Here is an 18,228-nt window from a genome sequence, read left to right on the forward strand (position 1 = left end):
TGTAAAAACACGCTTTGCTAACGGATTTAACAGAGCGCAAGAATAAAGGAGGAAACAACATTGGCATACCACGCTGGTGATTATGATGTAATCGTCGTTGGTGCCGGTCATGCAGGAGTTGAGTCCGCTCTCGCCGCTGCGAGACTGGGCGCACGGACCCTCGTCCTTACCATCAACCTTGATATGGTCGCTTTCATGCCCTGCAACCCTTCTGTAGGGGGACCTGCAAAAGGAATCGTTGTAAGGGAAATTGATGCCCTTGGCGGGGAAATGGGCAAGAACATCGACAAAACGCATATTCAAATGAGAATGCTGAATACCGGAAAAGGACCTGCGGTAAGAGCGCTGCGGGCGCAGGCCGATAAATTTACGTATCAGCATGAAATGAAAAAAACGATGGAAAATGAACCTAACCTGACCCTCATGCAGGGAATGGTGGACCGTCTGATGATTGAAGACGGTGAGTGCCGCGGCGTCGTGACACAAACAGGCGCGGAGTATCATTCAAAAACGGTCGTGCTGACTACCGGTACCTTCCTGCGGGGCCGGATTATTCTGGGAGATCTGTCCTACTCTAGCGGTCCGAATAACCAGCAGCCGTCTATTAAGCTTTCGGAGCACCTGCAGGAGCTGGGCTTTGACCTTGTCCGGTTTAAAACCGGAACACCGCCGCGTGTAGACAGCAAAACCATTGACTACAGCAAAACGGAAATACAGCCTGGTGATGAAGAACCTCGCGCGTTTTCCTATGAGACAACGAAATACATTACCGATCAGCTGCCTTGCTGGCTGACGTATACAAGTACGGAAACACACCAGATCATCGACAGCAATCTGCACCGCTCCCCAATGTATTCCGGAATGATTAAAGGAACGGGTCCTCGCTATTGTCCCTCCATTGAGGATAAAGTCGTCCGTTTCAATGATAAGCCGCGCCATCAGATCTTCCTCGAGCCGGAAGGCCGGAATACAGAGGAAGTCTACGTGCAGGGACTATCGACAAGCCTGCCGGAGGATGTGCAAAAGCAAATTTTAAGCACGATTCCGGGCCTTGAAAACGTCCAGATGATGAGACCCGGCTATGCGATTGAGTATGATGCAATCGTTCCGACTCAGCTTTGGCCGACGCTTGAAACGAAGAAAGTTCCAGGCCTCTACACAGCAGGGCAGATTAATGGGACGTCAGGCTATGAAGAAGCGGCAGGACAGGGAATTATGGCCGGAATTAATGCGGGCCAAAAAGCACTTGGCCGCGAAGAAGTCATCCTGAGCCGTTCCGATGCGTATATTGGCGTCCTGATTGATGACCTGGTCACAAAAGGAACAAGCGAACCGTACCGTCTGTTGACGTCGCGAGCGGAATACCGTTTGCTGCTCCGTCATGACAATGCCGATTTGCGTCTGACCGATACAGGCTATAAAATTGGAATGATCAGCGAAAGCCGCTATCAATCGTTCACAGAGAAAAAAGCGGCTATCGAAGCAGAGAAAGAGCGTCTGTCCAAAATCATTCTAAAACCGAATGCAGAAGTACAGGAGCTGATCCGCGAAAGCGGCGGCAGCGAACTGAAGGACGGCATCCGCGCTTCGGATCTCCTGAAGCGGCCGGAAATGAATTACAGCCATATTCCGAAGCTTGCCCCATCTGAAGCACCACTCCATCCGGACGTGACCGAACAAGTGGAGATTCAGGTAAAATATGAAGGGTATATTGAAAAATCCCTTCAGCAGGTCGATAAACTTAAAAAGATGGAAAACAAAAAAATCCCTGAAAACATTGACTATGATGCAATTTCCGGTCTGGCATCCGAAGCACGCCAGAAACTGAAGGAAGTACGCCCGCTTTCAATGGCTCAGGCATCAAGAATTTCCGGCGTGAACCCAGCGGACGTTTCCATCCTGCTCGTTTACATGGAACAGGGCCGGATTGCTAAAGTATCCAACGAATAATGCTTATGAAAGGATTCGATGATGGACATTTCCCTATTCCAATCCAAGCTGGAGGAGAAAGGCATTTCCCTTTCTCCTGAACAGCTTTCCCAATTTGAAACGTATTACCGCCTGCTCGTCGAGTGGAATGAAAAAATGAACCTTACTTCGATTACGGATAAAAAAGAAGTGTATTTAAAGCATTTCTACGATTCCATCAGTGCGGCCTTTTATTTTGACTTCTCCAAGCCTTTATCCATCTGTGATGTGGGAGCGGGTGCGGGTTTTCCGAGCCTGCCGATTAAAATTTGCTTCCCCGGCCTCTCCGTGTCGATCGTCGATTCGCTGAACAAGCGCATCACCTTCCTGGAAGAGCTGGCCAAAAGCCTGAACCTGACCGATGTGTCGTTTTACCATGACCGCGCTGAAACGTTCGGCAAAAACAAACAGCACCGCGAGCAATATGATGTTGTGACAGCCCGCGCAGTCGCCCGGTTATCCGTTTTAAGCGAACTATGCCTGCCGCTTGTGAAAAAAGACGGCCATTTTGTAGCCCTGAAGGCTGCTTCCGCTGAAGAAGAACTCAATTCAGGAGGAAAAGCTGTACAGGCGCTTGGCGGCAAAACCGAAGCTGTTCATTCCTTCAAGCTCCCCATCGAGGAGAGTGAACGAAGCATCGTGGTAATCAGGAAAATAAAGCCGACTCCGGGAAAATACCCGCGCAAGCCAGGGACACCGAATAAGACACCAATCGAATGATACATATTTTGTCCCGCATTTACCGCCGGGTTCTCCCCGCCCAGGCAGGGGGAAGCCGGATCGGTTAAAGCCCGGAAGAAGAATTGACTGAATGCCTGAAACCGGACGTGTAAAGCTTACCGAATGGAAGTCTTGCCTGAAAAGTGTTCCGGCTTTACTCCGCATGCAGGAATTCCGGCTCAAAAATAGAATTATAAATTGGTAGTTTCCAAAGGTGGTGTACGCACATGAAGCATCCGTTTTCCCGTTTCTTCGGAATAGGAGAAAAGGAAGAAACAGATCAAACGCTCGAACAGACCGAGAATGAACAGGAAACAGAAGAGGTTTCACGAGAAGAAGTGAAACAGATTCCGGTTCATGAAATTACGCCAAACCGCTTTCAGCCCCGTACTATTTTCTCGGATGAAAAAATAGATGAATTGGCCATGACCATCCGTACACATGGCATTATTCAGCCGATTGTCGTCCGTCCTGCCGACGGCAAATACGAGCTGATTGCCGGAGAACGCAGATGGAGAGCTGTGCAGAGGCTCGGCTGGGAAGCGATTCCCGCCATTGTAAAGGAATTCAATGACAAAGAGACCGCATCGGTTGCATTGATTGAAAATCTGCAGCGGGAGGAGCTGTCTGCCATTGAGGAAGCCCTTGCCTATGCAAAGCTTCTTGAACTGCATGATCTGACCCAGGAGGCCCTTGCCCAAAGGCTCGGGAAAGGCCAGTCCACTGTAGCGAACAAGCTCCGGCTGCTTAAGCTTCCGGATGAAGTCCAGCAGGCGCTGCTTCAAAAAAGCATCACAGAACGCCATGCCCGCGCCCTTATTCCGCTCAAGCTGCCTGAACTGCAGGTCACGCTTTTGGATCACATCATTGAAAAGCAGCTGAATGTTAAACAGACGGAGGACCGGGTCGTCAAAATGCTCGAAAAAGAAAAACCGGCACCAAAGCCGAAGCGCAAGGCTTTCAGCCGGGATACGAGAATTGCGATGAACACGATCCGCCAGTCCCTCACAATGGTGGCTGACACAGGGGTTCAAATCAATTCTGAGGAAGAAGAATTTGAAGAATATATCCAGTTCACCATCAAAATTCCCAAATAACTCTCTAATCCTATGATTGGAGGGTTTTTTTCTTGCTTCCGGGTGATGCCGGAATCCTATGCTTTCAGCTTTTTTCAAGAATTTAGAAAAATAGTCAAACGCCTGTCTTCTGTTTTTGTTAAAATAGAAGATAGCTTTTAAGCCGTTAATAAATTAGAGGCATCCGTCCAGGCCTGATCAACAGGCTCTGAGATCAAGCGGGTGCAGGAGTAGGTGAACATCATGGGAAAGATTATAGCCGTAGCCAATCAAAAAGGAGGCGTCGGGAAAACGACGACCTCCGTTAACCTTGGGGCATGCCTTGCTTATATAGGAAAGAAAGTGCTTTTAGTTGATACGGACCCTCAAGGAAATGCAACAAGCGGAATTGGCATTGAAAAAGCCGACGTAGAATACTGCATATACGATATTCTCGTAGAAGATACAGAAGCCGCCGCCGCGATCCGCCCCTCAGCCGTTGAAAATCTTCATGTTATTCCGGCGACCATCCAGCTTGCCGGTGCTGAAATTGAGCTCGTTCCGACTATTTCCCGGGAAGTAAGACTAAAAAGAGCCCTTGATAAAGTCAAACACAACTATGATTATATTTTAATAGACTGTCCGCCCTCCCTCGGGCTGCTGACCATCAATGCACTGACCGCATCCGACACGGTCATCATCCCGGTTCAATGCGAATACTACGCCCTCGAAGGTCTCAGTCAGCTGCTGAATACCGTCCGGCTCGTTCAAAAGCATTTAAATACGAACCTGATGATTGAAGGGGTCTTGCTGACTATGCTCGATGCCAGAACCAATTTGGGAATTCAGGTCATTGAAGAAGTAAAAAAATATTTTCGCGAAAAAGTATACAAGACCATTATTCCAAGAAATGTAAGGTTGAGTGAGGCGCCGAGCCATGGACAGCCGATTATTTTATATGATGCGCGTTCTAGAGGGGCCGGGGTTTATCTTGATCTCGCGAAGGAGGTAGCCGGAAATGTCTAGAGGATTGGGGAAAGGCTTGGAAGCGCTCTTACACGCAGGAAAAGAAGAAACGGTTCAGGAGCTGAAATGCAAAGATCTGCGCCCTAATCCCTACCAGCCTAGAAAAACCTTCCAGGAAGAAGCGATTGAGGAGCTGAAAGAATCGATCCTCCACTATGGGATCCTCCAGCCGATCATTGTAAGGAAATCCATTAAAGGCTATGAAATTGTGGCCGGAGAAAGGCGCTTCAGGGCGGCCAAGCTTGCCGGCTTTAAAACGGTTCCCGCGGTCGTAAGGGAGCTGGATGACCGGAAGATGATGGAGCTCGGCCTTCTTGAAAACCTGCAGCGGGAGGATTTAACGCCTGTCGAGGAAGCAAGAGCCTACCAGTCGCTACTGGAGGAACTGAAGATTACCCAGGAAGAGCTTGCGAAACGGCTTGGCAAAAGCAGGCCCCATATCGCGAACCACCTGCGTCTTCTCAGTCTGCCTTCAGCTGTGCAGGCAATGATGAATGACGGGAAGCTTACAATGGGCCACGGCAGGACCATCCTTGGCTTAAAAAAGAAAGACAAAGCATTGGCTCTAGCTGAGAAAATCATTAAGGATCAGCTGAATGTAAGGCAGACCGAGCTGCTCGTTCAGGAAATGAATGAAAGCGGAGGAAAAACGCCGGATCCAATCAAAAAGAAAAAGAAGGATTTGTTTATCACCGAGCGGGAAACCTCCCTTCAATCCTATTTCGGAACGAAGGTCTCGATTAAACAGCAGCACAACAAAGGGAAAATCGAAATTGAGTTTACGGACTCCGGAGATCTTGAACGAATTTTAGAACTTTTGGACATGGAAGAGTCCTCCTGAGCAGCATGCCGGGAGGGTCTTTTTCATGAATAGGGATGGGAGCGTTTAGAATGGTTCTTTTAGGCAGCTTGATCAATGCAGCCGGCATTGCGGCAGGTACACTCATCGGCCTGCTTCTGACACGGATACCGGAGCGGATAAAGCAGACCGTCATGATGGCGATTGGCTTGTCCGTCTCTATTCTCGGGATTACGATGGCATTGAAAAGCGAGGATTTCTTTTTTGTCATTGTAAGCCTTATTGCAGGTGCCGTCATCGGTGAATGGCTGAATCTTGAGGAGAAGCTGCACGCCGCAGGCCGGTGGCTTGAAAGAAGAATCGGACCTTCCAAAACGGGAAATGTGGCGGAAGGATTTGTAACAGCCACCCTGATTTTTGTGATTGGTGCGATGGCCATCGTCGGAGCGCTCGACAGCGGTCTTAGAGGTGATCACAGTGTGCTGATGACCAAATCCATGATCGATGGCTTTACAAGCGCTGTGCTGGCAAGCACACTCGGAATCGGCGTGCTTCTGTCCGCCATCCCGGTTTTTTTCTACGAAGGAACGATCGCCCTGCTTGCAGGCTTGATTCAGTCCTCAATCGAGGAGGAACTCCTGGCTTCCCTGATTTCCGAGCTGACTGCAGCGGGAGGCGTCCTGATTCTTGCCATCGGACTCAATATGCTGGAGATCAAGTCGATCCGCACAGCCAATCTGCTGCCGGCACTCCCGGTCATCATAGGATTGGTCGTTCTGCAGCATACCTTCTTCTGATGAACATTACTCCTCTGAAGGGGAAGCCGCCTGCCTTGGACTGGCGTCATGATGCTTTTCAGAGCTTTTCAGCTTAGCAACAGGCGTCCTTCTTAACCAGGATGTGCGAACCGCGTGCCGGCTTTCTGCAGCCATAAGACTGTCCGCAATCAGGTTGGCCATCGACATCACCAGATGAAGCCTTGTATTCTGAAGAACAAAAAATTCCATAAACCCGCTTACATTGACAATTCCGGTCAAATGCATGTCCCCTACGGCCGGAAGGTCTTTGTTAACTCCTGCTCCGGGCTTTACAGGACCCGGACCGACCTGAAACGACCCTACACTCTTTAATTTTCCAAGACATGCGTCAATTGCAACAATATAAGGATTGGAATGAGCGGATTGAATAAAGGCAATCGATTCTTCCAGGTTCACCGCATGAACCGGATTTTTCAGCGTGCCATATAGATGAAAACGCTCAAGTCCCTTTTCCGCAAGCCTTGAGCCAACGATCGGACCGAGGCTGTCTCCGGTGGAGCGGTCTGTCCCGATGCAGAGAATCACAATCTCCCTGCCTGCTATCTTCGGAAGGAGAGTCAGAATACAGGAGGTCAGAAGCTCCTGTGCATCCTCATCTTCATAATAGATACGTTCCGGATCCTTAAAGGATGAAAACAACCCCGATTTAAGATTCATAGCCCCTGACCAGCTCCCTTGTACTCATAAGTACTATCAGTATACGGATTATGGGCTGAATCTATACTAGGGAAAGGAAGATTAGCTCCGGAGGCTTTTTGGGCATGCCTCTGTGAAACATCTGCAAAACTTGCTAAAATAAAGAAATGGCAGCCAGTCCTGATAAACTGCCATACATAAACAGGCAAGGCAGACAGGAGTGAATCCTTTTGATTGATAAAATTTATGCAAGCATACAGAAATCTTTATTAAATGAGGATCTATGGGCAGGAATCGGTTTGGGCCTGCTCCGGATTATCCTGATCGTGGTGATTTCTGCTCTGATTATACGCATCGGAAACGGAGTCATTGCAAAGGTCCTCTCACTCAGAGGCAAATCCCCGCTCCGAATATCGGAACGGCGCGAAAACACACTTGCGAAGCTGCTCAGCAACGTTCTCACCTATGTTGTCTATTTTGCCGCTCTCCTTATGATTCTTGAAACGATGAGCCTTGATGTGAAAGCTCTCCTTGCCGGAGCAGGAATCGTCGGGCTTGCAGTCGGCTTTGGTGCCCAGAATCTCGTTCGCGATATCATCACCGGATTTTTCATCATTTTTGAAGACCAGTTTTCTGTCGGTGATTTTATCCGGGTTGGCGCCTTCGAAGGAACAGTCGAAGAGATCGGCCTCAGGACAACGAAAATCAAAAGCTGGACAGGAGAGCTTCATATTCTCCCGAACGGCAGCATTGTAGAAGTCACGAACTTTTCCATCCACAATAGCACAGCTGTTGTTGATATTAATGTAGCCTATGAATCGGATATTCAGCATGTCGAGGAGGTCATCCGGGATCTTCTCCGTGTGCTTCCTGCCAAATATGAGGACATGGCAGCTGTTCCGGAGCTGCTGGGGGTTCAAAACTTCGGTCCTTCGGAAATCATCCTGAGGGTAGTGTGTGAAACAGCGCCTATGCAGCATTTCTACGTATCCAGAATGATCCGGAAGGAAATTAAGCTTGCGATGGACGAGCATGGAATTGATATTCCGTTTCCTCGTATTGTCATGTACAACCGGGATGCGAAAGAGCCTTCGCTTGGAAAGGGTGAAAAAAATGGCGGATAAGGAATTTGATTTAAATGATGTCGTAGAAATGAAAAAACCTCACCCATGCGGAGCCAACCGCTGGAAAATTATCCGGCTCGGCATGGATATCCGGATCAAGTGTGAAGGCTGCGGCCACAGCGTCATGATACCCCGGAAGGAATTCACGAGAAAAATGAAAAAAATGCTCGTAAAAGCCGAACAGCCGGCTGAATAAAGGATGGCCGGTTTCTCTTGTGTTTTCCTGAATTCCTTTCTATAATTGGGGTTGGTTTACAAAAGCACGGACTATTCACAGCAAGGTCTCACCCGGGACACTTGTTTATCATAGAGGAGCTGAACGAAACATGGCTTTAACTGCAGGTATAGTCGGACTTCCAAACGTAGGAAAGTCCACTCTTTTCAACGCAATTACACAGGCAGGTGCTGAATCTGCGAACTACCCTTTCTGTACGATCGATCCGAACGTCGGTATCGTTGAAGTGCCGGACGAGCGACTTCAGAAATTGACAGAGCTTGTCCAGCCGAAAAAAACCGTTCCAACGGCTTTTGAATTCACCGATATTGCCGGGATTGTCAAAGGCGCAAGCAAAGGCGAAGGGCTCGGCAACAAATTCCTGTCCCACATCCGCCAGGTGGACGCAATCACGCACGTCGTCCGCTGCTTCGAGGATGGCAACATCACCCACGTATCAGGGAAAGTTGATCCGATCGATGACATTGAAACCATCAACCTGGAGCTTGTGCTCGCGGATCTTGAATCGGTAGACAAGCGCGCAGCCCGCGTAGAAAAGCTCGCAAAGCAAAAGGACAAAGATGCCGTTGCGGAGCACGAAATTCTTTCCAAGCTGAAGGAAGCGTTCGAAAACGGGAAGCCGGCTCGTTCCGTTGAGTTCACGGAAGAACAGATGAAGCATGTCAAGCAGCTTCACCTGCTGACAAGCAAACCGATCCTTTACGTAGCCAACGTGGCCGAGGATGAAGTAGCGGACTCTTCTAAAAACCCTTACGTTCAAAAAGTAAGAGAGTTTGCCGCAGAAGAAAACGCAGAAGTCATCGTCGTCTGCGCGAAAATCGAATCTGAAATTGTTGAGCTGAATGCAGAGGAAAAGGAAATGTTCCTTGAAGAGCTGGGCATCGAAGAATCCGGACTAGACCAGCTGATCCGCGCAACTTATCAGCTGCTTGGCCTGGCAACATACTTTACGGCAGGCGTTCAGGAAGTCCGCGCCTGGACCTTCCGTCTTGGCATGAAGGCCCCTCAATGTGCCGGAGTCATCCACACCGACTTTGAACGCGGCTTCATCCGTGCCGAAACCGTCCACTACAACGACCTCGTTGCAGCAGGAACCATGGGCGCTGCCCGCGAAGCCGGCAAAGTCCGCCTGGAAGGAAAAGAATATCTCGTGAAGGACGGAGACATCATCCATTTCCGTTTTAACGTGTAAGATAAGTGCTCAGGAGCTATCGGTCCTGAGCGCTTTTTTGCAGGACCTGTCAGGCTGTGAGGACCGTTTCGTCCGGAAAAGCGCGGCTGATCTGATTGGGCGGAAAATAACTAGGGGCGCCTGTCCCCTACTCTGATAAAGGACTAAAGCTTCGGCACCCACTCTCCAAACTCTTGTGCGGGAAGGGTTTAGGAGCAAAGGTCTCTGACCCCACCTGCGGTGAAGCATGTGGGGACTGTCCCCGTGCCTGTCCCTACATTCGCTGCCGTACTAAAGCTCCGTCCCCCGGGTCCACCAGACCTTGGTGTACAAGGCCTGATAGAGTGGTGTCTCCGTCCCCCGCTGCTTTAAAGCATAACAGCTCCGGCACCCGCTTATGAACACTTTGTTCGTTTTCCAGATAAAGGATTCGTATCGGCCGGAAAGCCCCCGGTACTGGCCGAAAACTGTCCAGAATGGCGGCAGAACAGTAAAACTCTTCGGCGGAAAACCCGCAAAGCCCACCTGCCCCGTACTAGCTGTTTATGCCCTGACGCCCGCTCCAACCCGCTAAACAAACTGACGCCAAAAAACACAAGCTCCCAAAGCTGCTTGCCAAAACCCATTCTGTTTGGTATAATTCTAACTTGTGAGTAATTGAATTATTGCTCCTTGCTCTCAATAGCTTGAGGGCCGTTTAGACCAAGAGGAGGTGTAGAGTAATGACAAACTATGAAATCATGTACATCGTCCGTCCGAATATCGAAGAAGATGCGAAGAAAGCTCTAGTTGAGCGTTTCAGCGGAATTCTTTCAGATAACGGTGCGGAGCTAAAGGAAACGAAGGAGTGGGGCAAACGCCGCCTTGCTTATGAAATCAACGATTTCCGCGATGGCTACTATCAGATTGTCAAAGTTGCATCTAATGCTGAAGCGGTTCAGGAATTCGACCGTCTTGCAAAGATCAGCGAAGACATCATTCGTCATATCGTAATCAAAGAAGAAGAATAAATCTCAGCCGATTATAAACTTTCTAAATAAAGGATGGTCTTCATGATCAATCGTGTCGTTCTCGTCGGAAGACTTACAAAAGACCCTGAACTTCGATACACACCGGCCGGGGCCGCTGTGGCTACTTTCACGCTTGCGGTAAACCGTACGTTTACGAATCAGCAGGGTGAGAGAGAAGCAGATTTCCTCAACTGTGTCGTATGGAGACGTCAGGCAGAAAATGTGGCAAACTTCTTGAATAAAGGCAGCTTGGCTGGCGTTGAAGGCAGATTGCAGTCTCGCAGCTACGAGGATCAGACAGGGCGCCGTGTGTTTGTTACTGAGGTTGTCGCGGACAGCGTACAGTTTTTGGAGCCGAAAAGCGGATCCGGAAACAGCGGCGGTGGAAGCGGCAGCAATAACTTTTATGGCGGAGGCCAGCCCCAGGGCGGCCAGAAGTCAAACAGCGGCTCAGATCAGCAGCGGAATCCTAACAATCAGGGCCGAACAAGCTTTGATGATGATCCATTTGCCAATGATGGACAACCGATTGATATATCAGACGATGATTTGCCATTCTAAAGAAAAACCCATTTAAAAAAGAAAGGAGTGTATGACTAATGGCAGGAGGACGCAGAGGCGGACGTGCAAAGCGCCGCAAAGTTTGTTTTTTCACCTCTAACGGAATCACGCACATCGACTACAAAGACATCGATTTGCTTAAAAAATTCGTTTCCGAGCGTGGTAAAATTCTTCCTCGTCGTGTAACTGGTACAAGCGCTAAATACCAACGTAAATTAACTGTTGCTATCAAACGCTCACGCCAAATGGCATTGCTTCCATACGTTACTGGCGAATAATGAACGGCTAAGACACTCACTCTGTGAGTGTCTTTTATTATTTCTGAGCATTCATAATTTATCAGATACGGGCCAGCTCCATCAAAAACCAGGCCACTTTTGATGGAATAGGGGGCCAGCTTCAGCAGGATGCGGGCCACTATAAGCGCACGTGCCACTTCCTTCCGGCGGTTTGCGGGCTAACTTCGATGAAAAATGGTATAATTGATAAGATGGCTACATAAATGATCGCTGCTTCCTTAAGCAGTTTTTTCTATTTCAATAACGAGGTGAATTTGTGAAACGGACGAATGCTCTGACAGAAGGGGCAATCATGCTCGCTCTATTTACGGTTTTAGTCTTTATTACGCTGACGGTTCCGCTTCTGGGATCCATTACACTTCTTGCTCTGCCGCTTCCGCTTATTGTATACGCGGGAAAGCATGAGTTTAAAAACAACATTCTTCTTGCTGCTGCCTCCGTGCCGATTGTTTTTCTGCTCGGTTCGGTCGCGGGCTTAAGCCTCTCGGTTCCCGCCGCTTTAATCGGGCTGATCATGGGTACACTTTATAGAAAGAGAGGAAGTGCGGCAGCTGTAATCGGAGCCTCCTTCGGGTTCCTTCTCTCTATACTGGCGGGGTATATGGTGTCCATTCTCTTTTTTCAGATTAACCCGCTGCAGGAATTTGAGACAATTATGAAGCAATCGGTCGATCAGGCAATCGGCTTTCTGGAGATGGCTGGCCAAAAGCCGGAGGAAGAGCAAATCACTCAGATGCGCACCCAGATGGATCAGCTGTTCACGATTTTTCCAAGCATTTTAATAGGGGTCAGTTTTTTTTCAGCTATCATTCTGCATGCGATTGCTTCGCCGATTTTGAGAAGGCTGAAGCTCAAGTCAGATCGCTTAAAGCCTTTTAGAGACTGGAGGCTTCCGCAGAGTATTGCCTGGTACTATATTGCGGTCATGATCCTGAGCTTTATTGATTTTGAAAAAGGCTCCTTTATGGAGACGGCTGTGACAAACCTCTTTACAATTCTGCTGCTGCTTTTAGTTATGCAAGGATTGTCTTTCGTATTTTATTATGCTTTTGTAAAGGGAATTTCCAAAGGAATCCCAGTGTTAGTGGTTGTATTCTCCCTGTTTTTTCCGTTTTTGCTTTATCCTGTACAATTCTTAGGTATAATTGACATAGGATTCAGATTGAGGGAACGAATTACCCCGAAATCTTAATGAACGATACGGTATCACGGTTGCGAGGAGCTGAAACAGATGCCAGGCTTTTATGAAAAACGATTATTTAGATACCCGATCTATGCTCTTTTCGCGGTAACGGTGATCGCTCTCGCCTTTCTTTTTTACTATAACTGGATCCTGTCCTTCGCATGTTTGCTTCTTACAGGCTTAACCCTCGTCATTCTCATTCAGGCTGATGCGAAAATGAAGCTGGATATGGAAGATTACATATCCACTCTCTCCTACCGGCTGAAAAAGGTCGGGGAAGAGGCTTTAATGGAAATGCCCATTGGAATTATGCTGTTCAACGATCAGTACTATATTGAATGGACCAATCCGTTTCTGGCCTCGTGCTTTGATGAAGATACACTTGTCGGACGAACCCTGTATGACGTAGCTGAAGGCCTGATTCCCCTTATTAAACAAGAAGTTGATTCAGAGACGATCTCGCTTCATGACCGGAAATTTAAGGTGATCATCAAACGGGATGAGCGTCTCCTTTATTTCTTCGATGTAACGGAGCAAAAGGAAATCGAAAAGCAGTACAAAAATGAACGGACCGTTCTTGCTCTTATTTTTCTTGATAATTATGATGAAGTGACGCAAGGAATGGATGACCAGACAAAAAGCACCATCAACAGCGAGGTAACGTCTCTCCTCAATAAATGGGGAAATGACCAGGGGCTGTTCTTAAAACGGGTCTCCTCTGAACGGTTTCTTGCCGTAATGAACGAGAACATTCTTGAAAAATTGGAGAAAACGAAATTCTCGGTGCTGGATGAGGTTCGGGAGCGGACCTCTGTCTATAATATCTCTCTCACATTGAGCGTCGGCATTGGGGCAGGCCACCACTCGCTTCAGGAGCTCGGAGACCTGGCCCAGTCAAGTCTCGATCTTGCATTGGGCCGTGGCGGAGACCAGGTAGCCATTAAGCAGCCAAGCGGAAAGGTGAAGTTCTACGGCGGAAAGACCAATCCGATGGAAAAACGGACCCGTGTACGTGCACGTGTTATTTCGCATGCGATGACGGAAATTGTGACAGCAAGCGATAAAGTGTTAATCATGGGCCATAAATATCCGGATATGGATGCGGTCGGAGCAGCCATCGGTGTGCTGAAGGTAGCGGAAGTAAACGGAAAAGAAGCCTACATTTTGCTTGATCAAAATGAAATTGATTCAAGCGTCAAAAGACTTGTTGAGGAGCTCAAGCTCCATTCCGAGCTGTGGTCGCATTTTATCAATCCCGAAGATGCCTACGACCTTGTATCGGATAAAACCGTTTTAGTCGTGGTGGATACACATAAGCCTTCCCTTGTCCTTGATGAGAAGCTGCTCTCAAAGGTTCATGACAAAGTGGTCATTGACCACCACCGGCGCGGCGAGGAATTCATAAAAGATCCGCTGCTTGTTTACATGGAGCCTTATGCGTCCTCCACCGCGGAACTGGTGACGGAGCTGCTCGAGTATCAGCCGAAGCGTTTAAAGCTCAAAATGATTGAAGCAACCGCCCTGTTGGCTGGTATAATAGTGGACACAAAAAGCTTCACACTCAGAACCGGATCCAGAACGTTCGATGCCGCTTCCTACCTTCGATCGAAGGGTGCAGATACCATTCTCGTCCAGAAGTTCATGAAGGAGGATATCGAGCACTTCGTAAAGCGTTCCAAGCTGATTCAGAATACGGAGCTGCTTGATAACGGGATCGCCCTCTCCAAAGCCGAAGAAGGTGACGGCCATTTTGATCAGGTGATTATCGCCCAGGCTGCCGATACCCTATTATCTATGAGCGGAGTATCCGCATCGTTTGTCCTTGCACGGCGCAATGAGGGGACGATAGGAATCAGCGCACGTTCCCTTGGAGATGTCAATGTGCAGCTGATCATGGAGGCACTGGAGGGCGGAGGTCATTTGACAAACGCCGCGACCCAGCTTCCGGACATCACGGCTGCTGAGGCTGAAGAGAGATTAAAACAGGCAATTGGCGACTATTTTGAAGGAGGAATGAAATCATGAAGGTGATTTTTCTTAAGGATGTAAAAGGCAAAGGAAAAAAAGGCGAGGTGAAGAACGTAGCTGACGGCTATGCTCATAACTTCCTGATCAAACAGGGTCTAGCAGTAGAAGCGAGCAATTCAGCTATGTCTGCACTCAATGCCCAGAAAAATAAAGAGAACAAAGAAGCGGAGCAGGAGCTTGAGCAGGCACAGGAGCTCAAAAATACGCTTGAGGCGCTTACCGTTGAGCTGAAAGCAAAATCAGGAGAAGGCGGCCGCCTGTTTGGTTCCATCACCAGCAAGCAGATTGCCGATGAGATGAAAAAAACCCACTCTATTAAAATAGATAAACGCAAAATCGAGCTGCCGGATGCGATCCGCGGCCTCGGCTATACAAATGTGCCGGTAAAGCTTCACACTGACGTTACTGCCACACTGAAAGTGCACGTAACCGAAGAATAAGCTTGGAAAGTTCATCCTGCGAAAGCTTAAAAAAGGAAGGCATGTCAAGGATGAAAGCTGCGGAAGAGGTGATAGAGCTGACCAGAGAAAAATCTGTTACAGCTTCTGTCACCTTTTTCTTATATAATAGATGAAGGATGCCGGGAACTCCCGGCAGAAGAGGAATAATAAAAGGACGGTGCTCGAATTTGAATGAGCTTTTTCAAGACCGAATTCCGCCGCAGAATATAGATGCTGAACAAGCTGTACTCGGAGCCATTTTTCTTGAACCGCAAGCCCTTACCATGGCTTCAGAGATTTTAATTCCTGAAGATTTTTACCGGGCTGCGCACCAGAAAATTTACAACGCGATGCTCGAGCTCGCCGACAAGGGTGAGCCTGTGGATCTCGTTACCGTGACCTCTGACCTCGCAGATGTGAATCTGCTGGAGGAAATTGGCGGGGTCTCCTACTTAACAGACCTTGCAAATTCAGTACCGACAGCGGCAAATGTAGAATATTATGCGAGAATTGTAGAAGAAAAATCGATTTTAAGAAGGCTGATCCGGACAGCAAGCACGATTGCCCAGGACGGCTATACGCGTGAAGACGAGGTTGCTGATCTCCTGACAGATGCCGAAAAAAGCATCATGGAAGTGGCCCAGCGCAAAAACGCAGGCTCCTTCCAAAGCATCAAAGACGTACTCGTTCAAACGTATGACAATATTGAACTTCTGCATAACCGCAAAGGGGACATCACTGGCATACCGACAGGGTTCTCAGAGCTCGACCGGATGACAGCGGGATTCCAGCGAAATGACCTGATCATAGTGGCTGCCCGGCCATCTGTAGGAAAAACCGCATTCGCCCTGAACATCGCTCAAAACGTCGCGACGAAAACGGATGAAAATGTCGCGATTTTCAGCCTCGAGATGGGAGCCGACCAGCTCGTCATGAGGATGCTCTGTGCAGAAGGCAACATCAACGCGCAAAACTTACGAACCGGGAACCTGACGAGCGAAGACTGGGGGAAGCTAACCATGGCCATGGGGAGCCTTTCCAACGCCGGTATTTATATCGACGACACCCCGGGTATCCGCGTCAGCGAAATCCGCTCCAAATGCCGCCGTCTCAAGCAGGAGACCGGCCTCGGCATGATCCTGATCGATTACCTGCAGCTGATCCAGGGAAGCGGCCGAAGCAAGGACAACCGCCAGCAGGAAGTTTCTGAAATCTCAAGGACACTGAAATCCCTCGCCCGTGAGCTCAAGGTGCCCGTCATCGCCCTTTCACAGCTCTCCCGTGGAGTGGAGCAGCGTCAGGACAAACGTCCGATGATGTCTGACATCCGTGAATCCGGAAGTATTGAGCAGGATGCCGACATTGTCGCGTTCCTTTACCGTGACGATTACTACGACAAAGAATCCGAAAACAAGAATATCATTGAAATTATCATCGCTAAACAGCGTAACGGCCCGGTAGGCACCGTCTCGCTGGCATTCGTGAAGGAATACAATAAGTTCGTCAATCTGGAACGGAGATTTGACGACGCTCCAGGGGCGTGAAGGCTGCATCTTTTACAGGTGCAGCCTTTTTTTATTCCTGAATTCGAAACAGAATGTTAGCCGCAATCTCTTTACAATCCGCCGTTTTTTTGAACTCATCGCCAAAAGAAGAGAACAAAATGAGGCGGATGGTCTCAGCCAGTGCCCCGGCAGTTTCCGCTCTCACTCCAGCCGCTGTGATTCTCAGAATTTCAGCTTCGTATTCATCCGCCGGGCAATCCATCGCAAGCAAATCCGCCGGATCCCACTCATTCACGATTTCTCCAACGGAAGCGAGTGCATTTTGATAGTGATTCTTCATCTGTTTTTTCCGATCTGTCATTATGATTCCTCCACTGTTCACCCGCTCACAATGGAATTTAGCCGTTCCTCTAAACGCTCCAAATCCCTCATTTTAAGCCATACCAGACGGATATCCAGCTCCTTTTCCCCCTTCAGCAGGAGAATCAGTTTTTTTTCTGTCTTCCGGTAATCGCTAATTTCGTCAAGCGGGACCTTCTTTTTAGGAACCAGGAAAAACTGTTGGATAAACAAAGAGGCGTCAGTCACTTCAATGAAGGTTTTTTTTCCGATTGTAAGATAAAAATACCCTATCCATAGAAAAAGAATCGGCAAAGCAAATGTCAAGCTCATAGTAGAGGACAGCAAATCCATTAACGATACGTTTCTAAATTCAAATTTAAATACAATTGAGATCAACGCGATCAGCAATGCGCCGCCTAAAGCTATATATAGGATTCCGGCAGCAGTGATATAGTCAGGCCGCTTAAATTTGATGACCATAAAATCCCTCCTATTTCTTTATATGGAACAAATACCCAAATATAGAAAGGGAGAAACTGTGGTATGGCCGTACCACGCGCTTCAGTGCTTCAGCACCAAAGCCTGCAGCCATAGAGCAGTCTGGTTTTGCCGAGGCCGGTCTCTAAGGGAAACGGGCCAGGCACCGCGCCTGACCCCACATTCGCTAAAGGATGAAAGCTCCGGCACCGCTCTCAGTGACGCCTTATGCAGCAAGGGATCGGCCAAAAGCTCCTCTGACCCCGCATGCTTTAAAGCGAAGCGGGCCAGGCACGCGAGGCATTAAAAGATATAAAGCAATGCCGTAATTGCTGCACTTTGGACGAGTAGAATCAAGATTGAACTCCTGCTTGTCTTGAATTCTTTCTTTTTCAGTAAATAGGTTTGAGAGATGTAATGGATGATAAAAACAATGGCAAAGACTGAAACGAAAGCGAGGAGGAAGGGGAAAGTGTAAACCATGAACAGCAATTCCTATCTGCGTAGTATTTGTATTTATTTTACACTAGTTGTGAATGTTTTTTCACCAATTATGCAGTGGGCGAGCACGGACTTGATCAGCGAGGCATCTTTTAGGCCGTTTTCCTAGGGTGCAGATGTGTACCAGAGAGGCGAAAACCAGGATATCGGCCGAGATTTCAATATATCGGCTGAAATTCCAATATATCGGCCGAAATTGGAATATATCGGTTGAGCCCCCTAATTTTGGACACGCTCTTCCGAATTCTAATCTTTTCTCCGTTTTTCAAAGAACGATTTTTCTGGGTTTTACTTCCCCTTTTTTATATTTCTGAAAATAGACGGCTGGAG

General features: G+C 48.4%; 19 protein-coding genes. 16 read left to right on the forward strand and 3 right to left on the reverse strand.

The window, feature by feature from the left end:
• The first annotated feature begins 60 nt into the window (after window positions 1-60).
• The 6 genes from mnmG (at window position 61) to ACQCVE_RS18355 (ending at window position 6,365) form a co-directional block, all read left to right on the forward strand.
• A complete protein-coding gene (gene mnmG / locus ACQCVE_RS18330) occupies window positions 61-1,950 on the forward strand; it encodes a tRNA uridine-5-carboxymethylaminomethyl(34) synthesis enzyme MnmG (protein ID WP_426863592.1) in 1,890 nt (629 codons plus the stop codon).
• 21 nt (window positions 1,951-1,971) lie between these two features.
• Window positions 1,972-2,688, forward strand: coding sequence for a 16S rRNA (guanine(527)-N(7))-methyltransferase RsmG (gene rsmG, locus ACQCVE_RS18335; protein WP_426843375.1), 717 nt, complete (start codon window positions 1,972-1,974; stop codon window positions 2,686-2,688).
• A 227-nt stretch (window positions 2,689-2,915) separates the two neighbouring features.
• The gene (gene noc, locus ACQCVE_RS18340; protein WP_426843316.1) at window positions 2,916-3,785 is read left to right on the forward strand and encodes a nucleoid occlusion protein; all 870 of its coding nucleotides are present in this window, start codon (window positions 2,916-2,918) and stop codon (window positions 3,783-3,785) included.
• A gap of 222 nt (window positions 3,786-4,007) precedes the next feature.
• Complete coding sequence (locus tag ACQCVE_RS18345; RefSeq protein WP_426843315.1) at window positions 4,008-4,769, forward strand: ParA family protein; 762 nt, start codon at window positions 4,008-4,010, stop codon at window positions 4,767-4,769.
• Window positions 4,762-5,610: a ParB/RepB/Spo0J family partition protein gene (locus ACQCVE_RS18350; protein ID WP_426843314.1), complete on the forward strand. Its 849-nt coding sequence runs from the start codon at window positions 4,762-4,764 to the stop codon at window positions 5,608-5,610. The genes ACQCVE_RS18345 and ACQCVE_RS18350 overlap by 8 nt, the downstream gene beginning before the upstream one ends.
• Window positions 5,611-5,660: 50 nt before the next feature.
• The gene (locus ACQCVE_RS18355; RefSeq protein ID WP_426843313.1) at window positions 5,661-6,365 is read left to right on the forward strand and encodes a DUF554 domain-containing protein; all 705 of its coding nucleotides are present in this window, start codon (window positions 5,661-5,663) and stop codon (window positions 6,363-6,365) included.
• Between the two features lie 6 nt (window positions 6,366-6,371).
• Here ACQCVE_RS18355 and yyaC read toward each other — a convergent pair whose 3' ends face one another.
• A complete protein-coding gene (gene yyaC / locus ACQCVE_RS18360; RefSeq protein ID WP_426843312.1) occupies window positions 6,372-7,043 on the reverse strand; it encodes a spore protease YyaC in 672 nt (223 codons plus the stop codon).
• A 203-nt stretch (window positions 7,044-7,246) separates the two neighbouring features.
• On the opposite strand from yyaC, the gene ACQCVE_RS18365 reads away from it, so the two are divergent.
• The 10 genes from ACQCVE_RS18365 (at window position 7,247) to dnaB (ending at window position 16,617) form a co-directional block, all read left to right on the forward strand.
• Window positions 7,247-8,146, forward strand: a complete 900-nt coding sequence (locus ACQCVE_RS18365) for a mechanosensitive ion channel family protein (protein ID WP_426863597.1) — start codon at window positions 7,247-7,249, stop codon at window positions 8,144-8,146.
• A complete protein-coding gene (locus tag ACQCVE_RS18370; protein WP_426843311.1) occupies window positions 8,136-8,342 on the forward strand; it encodes a DUF951 domain-containing protein in 207 nt (68 codons plus the stop codon). Before ACQCVE_RS18365 ends, ACQCVE_RS18370 begins: the two co-directional genes overlap by 11 nt.
• A gap of 130 nt (window positions 8,343-8,472) precedes the next feature.
• Complete coding sequence (ychF, locus tag ACQCVE_RS18375) at window positions 8,473-9,573, forward strand: redox-regulated ATPase YchF (protein WP_426863593.1); 1,101 nt, start codon at window positions 8,473-8,475, stop codon at window positions 9,571-9,573.
• A 701-nt stretch (window positions 9,574-10,274) separates the two neighbouring features.
• Complete coding sequence (gene rpsF, locus ACQCVE_RS18380) at window positions 10,275-10,562, forward strand: 30S ribosomal protein S6 (protein ID WP_426843309.1); 288 nt, start codon at window positions 10,275-10,277, stop codon at window positions 10,560-10,562.
• A gap of 42 nt (window positions 10,563-10,604) precedes the next feature.
• Window positions 10,605-11,123, forward strand: a complete 519-nt coding sequence (gene ssb / locus ACQCVE_RS18385; protein ID WP_426843308.1) for a single-stranded DNA-binding protein — start codon at window positions 10,605-10,607, stop codon at window positions 11,121-11,123.
• Between the two features lie 38 nt (window positions 11,124-11,161).
• Complete coding sequence (gene rpsR / locus ACQCVE_RS18390) at window positions 11,162-11,401, forward strand: 30S ribosomal protein S18 (RefSeq protein WP_426843307.1); 240 nt, start codon at window positions 11,162-11,164, stop codon at window positions 11,399-11,401.
• Between the two features lie 277 nt (window positions 11,402-11,678).
• Entirely contained in the window at window positions 11,679-12,614 is a 936-nt protein-coding gene (locus ACQCVE_RS18395) for a YybS family protein (RefSeq protein ID WP_426863594.1), read from the forward strand.
• A 39-nt stretch (window positions 12,615-12,653) separates the two neighbouring features.
• Window positions 12,654-14,630: a DHH family phosphoesterase gene (locus ACQCVE_RS18400; protein ID WP_426863595.1), complete on the forward strand. Its 1,977-nt coding sequence runs from the start codon at window positions 12,654-12,656 to the stop codon at window positions 14,628-14,630.
• On the forward strand, window positions 14,627-15,073 hold the full coding sequence (rplI, locus tag ACQCVE_RS18405; RefSeq protein ID WP_426843304.1) for a 50S ribosomal protein L9: 447 nt from the start codon (window positions 14,627-14,629) through the stop codon (window positions 15,071-15,073). The genes ACQCVE_RS18400 and rplI overlap by 4 nt, the downstream gene beginning before the upstream one ends.
• Before the next feature lie 137 nt (window positions 15,074-15,210).
• Window positions 15,211-16,617 carry a replicative DNA helicase gene (gene dnaB / locus ACQCVE_RS18410; protein WP_426863596.1) on the forward strand — a complete coding sequence of 469 codons (1,407 nt, stop codon included), beginning with the start codon at window positions 15,211-15,213 and terminating at the stop codon, window positions 16,615-16,617.
• A 31-nt stretch (window positions 16,618-16,648) separates the two neighbouring features.
• On the opposite strand, the gene ACQCVE_RS18415 is transcribed toward dnaB, so the two are convergent.
• Entirely contained in the window at window positions 16,649-16,939 is a 291-nt protein-coding gene (locus ACQCVE_RS18415) for a DUF1871 family protein (RefSeq protein WP_426843302.1), read from the reverse strand.
• 17 nt (window positions 16,940-16,956) lie between these two features.
• Complete coding sequence (locus ACQCVE_RS18420; RefSeq protein WP_426843301.1) at window positions 16,957-17,400, reverse strand: hypothetical protein; 444 nt, start codon at window positions 17,398-17,400, stop codon at window positions 16,957-16,959.
• Window positions 17,401-18,228 lie beyond the last annotated feature (828 nt).

Source organism: Metabacillus sp. 113a (genome assembly GCF_050107635.1).
Lineage (GTDB): Bacteria > Bacillota > Bacilli > Bacillales > Bacillaceae > Metabacillus_B.

Excerpts from the sequence above, each read along its gene's own strand:
- rsmG (WP_426843375.1), top strand. The coding sequence starts at position 1,972 with ATGGACATTTCCCTATTCCAATCCAAGCTGGAGGAGAAAGGCATTTCC.
- noc (WP_426843316.1), top strand. The coding sequence starts at position 2,916 with ATGAAGCATCCGTTTTCCCGTTTCTTCGGAATAGGAGAAAAGGAAGAA.
- ACQCVE_RS18345 (WP_426843315.1), top strand. The coding sequence starts at position 4,008 with ATGGGAAAGATTATAGCCGTAGCCAATCAAAAAGGAGGCGTCGGGAAA.
- ACQCVE_RS18350 (WP_426843314.1), top strand. The coding sequence starts at position 4,762 with ATGTCTAGAGGATTGGGGAAAGGCTTGGAAGCGCTCTTACACGCAGGA.
- ACQCVE_RS18355 (WP_426843313.1), top strand. The coding sequence starts at position 5,661 with ATGGTTCTTTTAGGCAGCTTGATCAATGCAGCCGGCATTGCGGCAGGT.
- yyaC (WP_426843312.1), bottom strand. The coding sequence starts at position 7,043 with ATGAATCTTAAATCGGGGTTGTTTTCATCCTTTAAGGATCCGGAACGT.
- ACQCVE_RS18370 (WP_426843311.1), top strand. The coding sequence starts at position 8,136 with ATGGCGGATAAGGAATTTGATTTAAATGATGTCGTAGAAATGAAAAAA.
- ychF (WP_426863593.1), top strand. The coding sequence starts at position 8,473 with ATGGCTTTAACTGCAGGTATAGTCGGACTTCCAAACGTAGGAAAGTCC.
- rpsF (WP_426843309.1), top strand. The coding sequence starts at position 10,275 with ATGACAAACTATGAAATCATGTACATCGTCCGTCCGAATATCGAAGAA.
- ssb (WP_426843308.1), top strand. The coding sequence starts at position 10,605 with ATGATCAATCGTGTCGTTCTCGTCGGAAGACTTACAAAAGACCCTGAA.
- rpsR (WP_426843307.1), top strand. The coding sequence starts at position 11,162 with ATGGCAGGAGGACGCAGAGGCGGACGTGCAAAGCGCCGCAAAGTTTGT.
- ACQCVE_RS18400 (WP_426863595.1), top strand. The coding sequence starts at position 12,654 with ATGCCAGGCTTTTATGAAAAACGATTATTTAGATACCCGATCTATGCT.
- rplI (WP_426843304.1), top strand. The coding sequence starts at position 14,627 with ATGAAGGTGATTTTTCTTAAGGATGTAAAAGGCAAAGGAAAAAAAGGC.
- dnaB (WP_426863596.1), top strand. The coding sequence starts at position 15,211 with ATGCCGGGAACTCCCGGCAGAAGAGGAATAATAAAAGGACGGTGCTCG.
- ACQCVE_RS18415 (WP_426843302.1), bottom strand. The coding sequence starts at position 16,939 with ATGACAGATCGGAAAAAACAGATGAAGAATCACTATCAAAATGCACTC.
- ACQCVE_RS18420 (WP_426843301.1), bottom strand. The coding sequence starts at position 17,400 with ATGGTCATCAAATTTAAGCGGCCTGACTATATCACTGCTGCCGGAATC.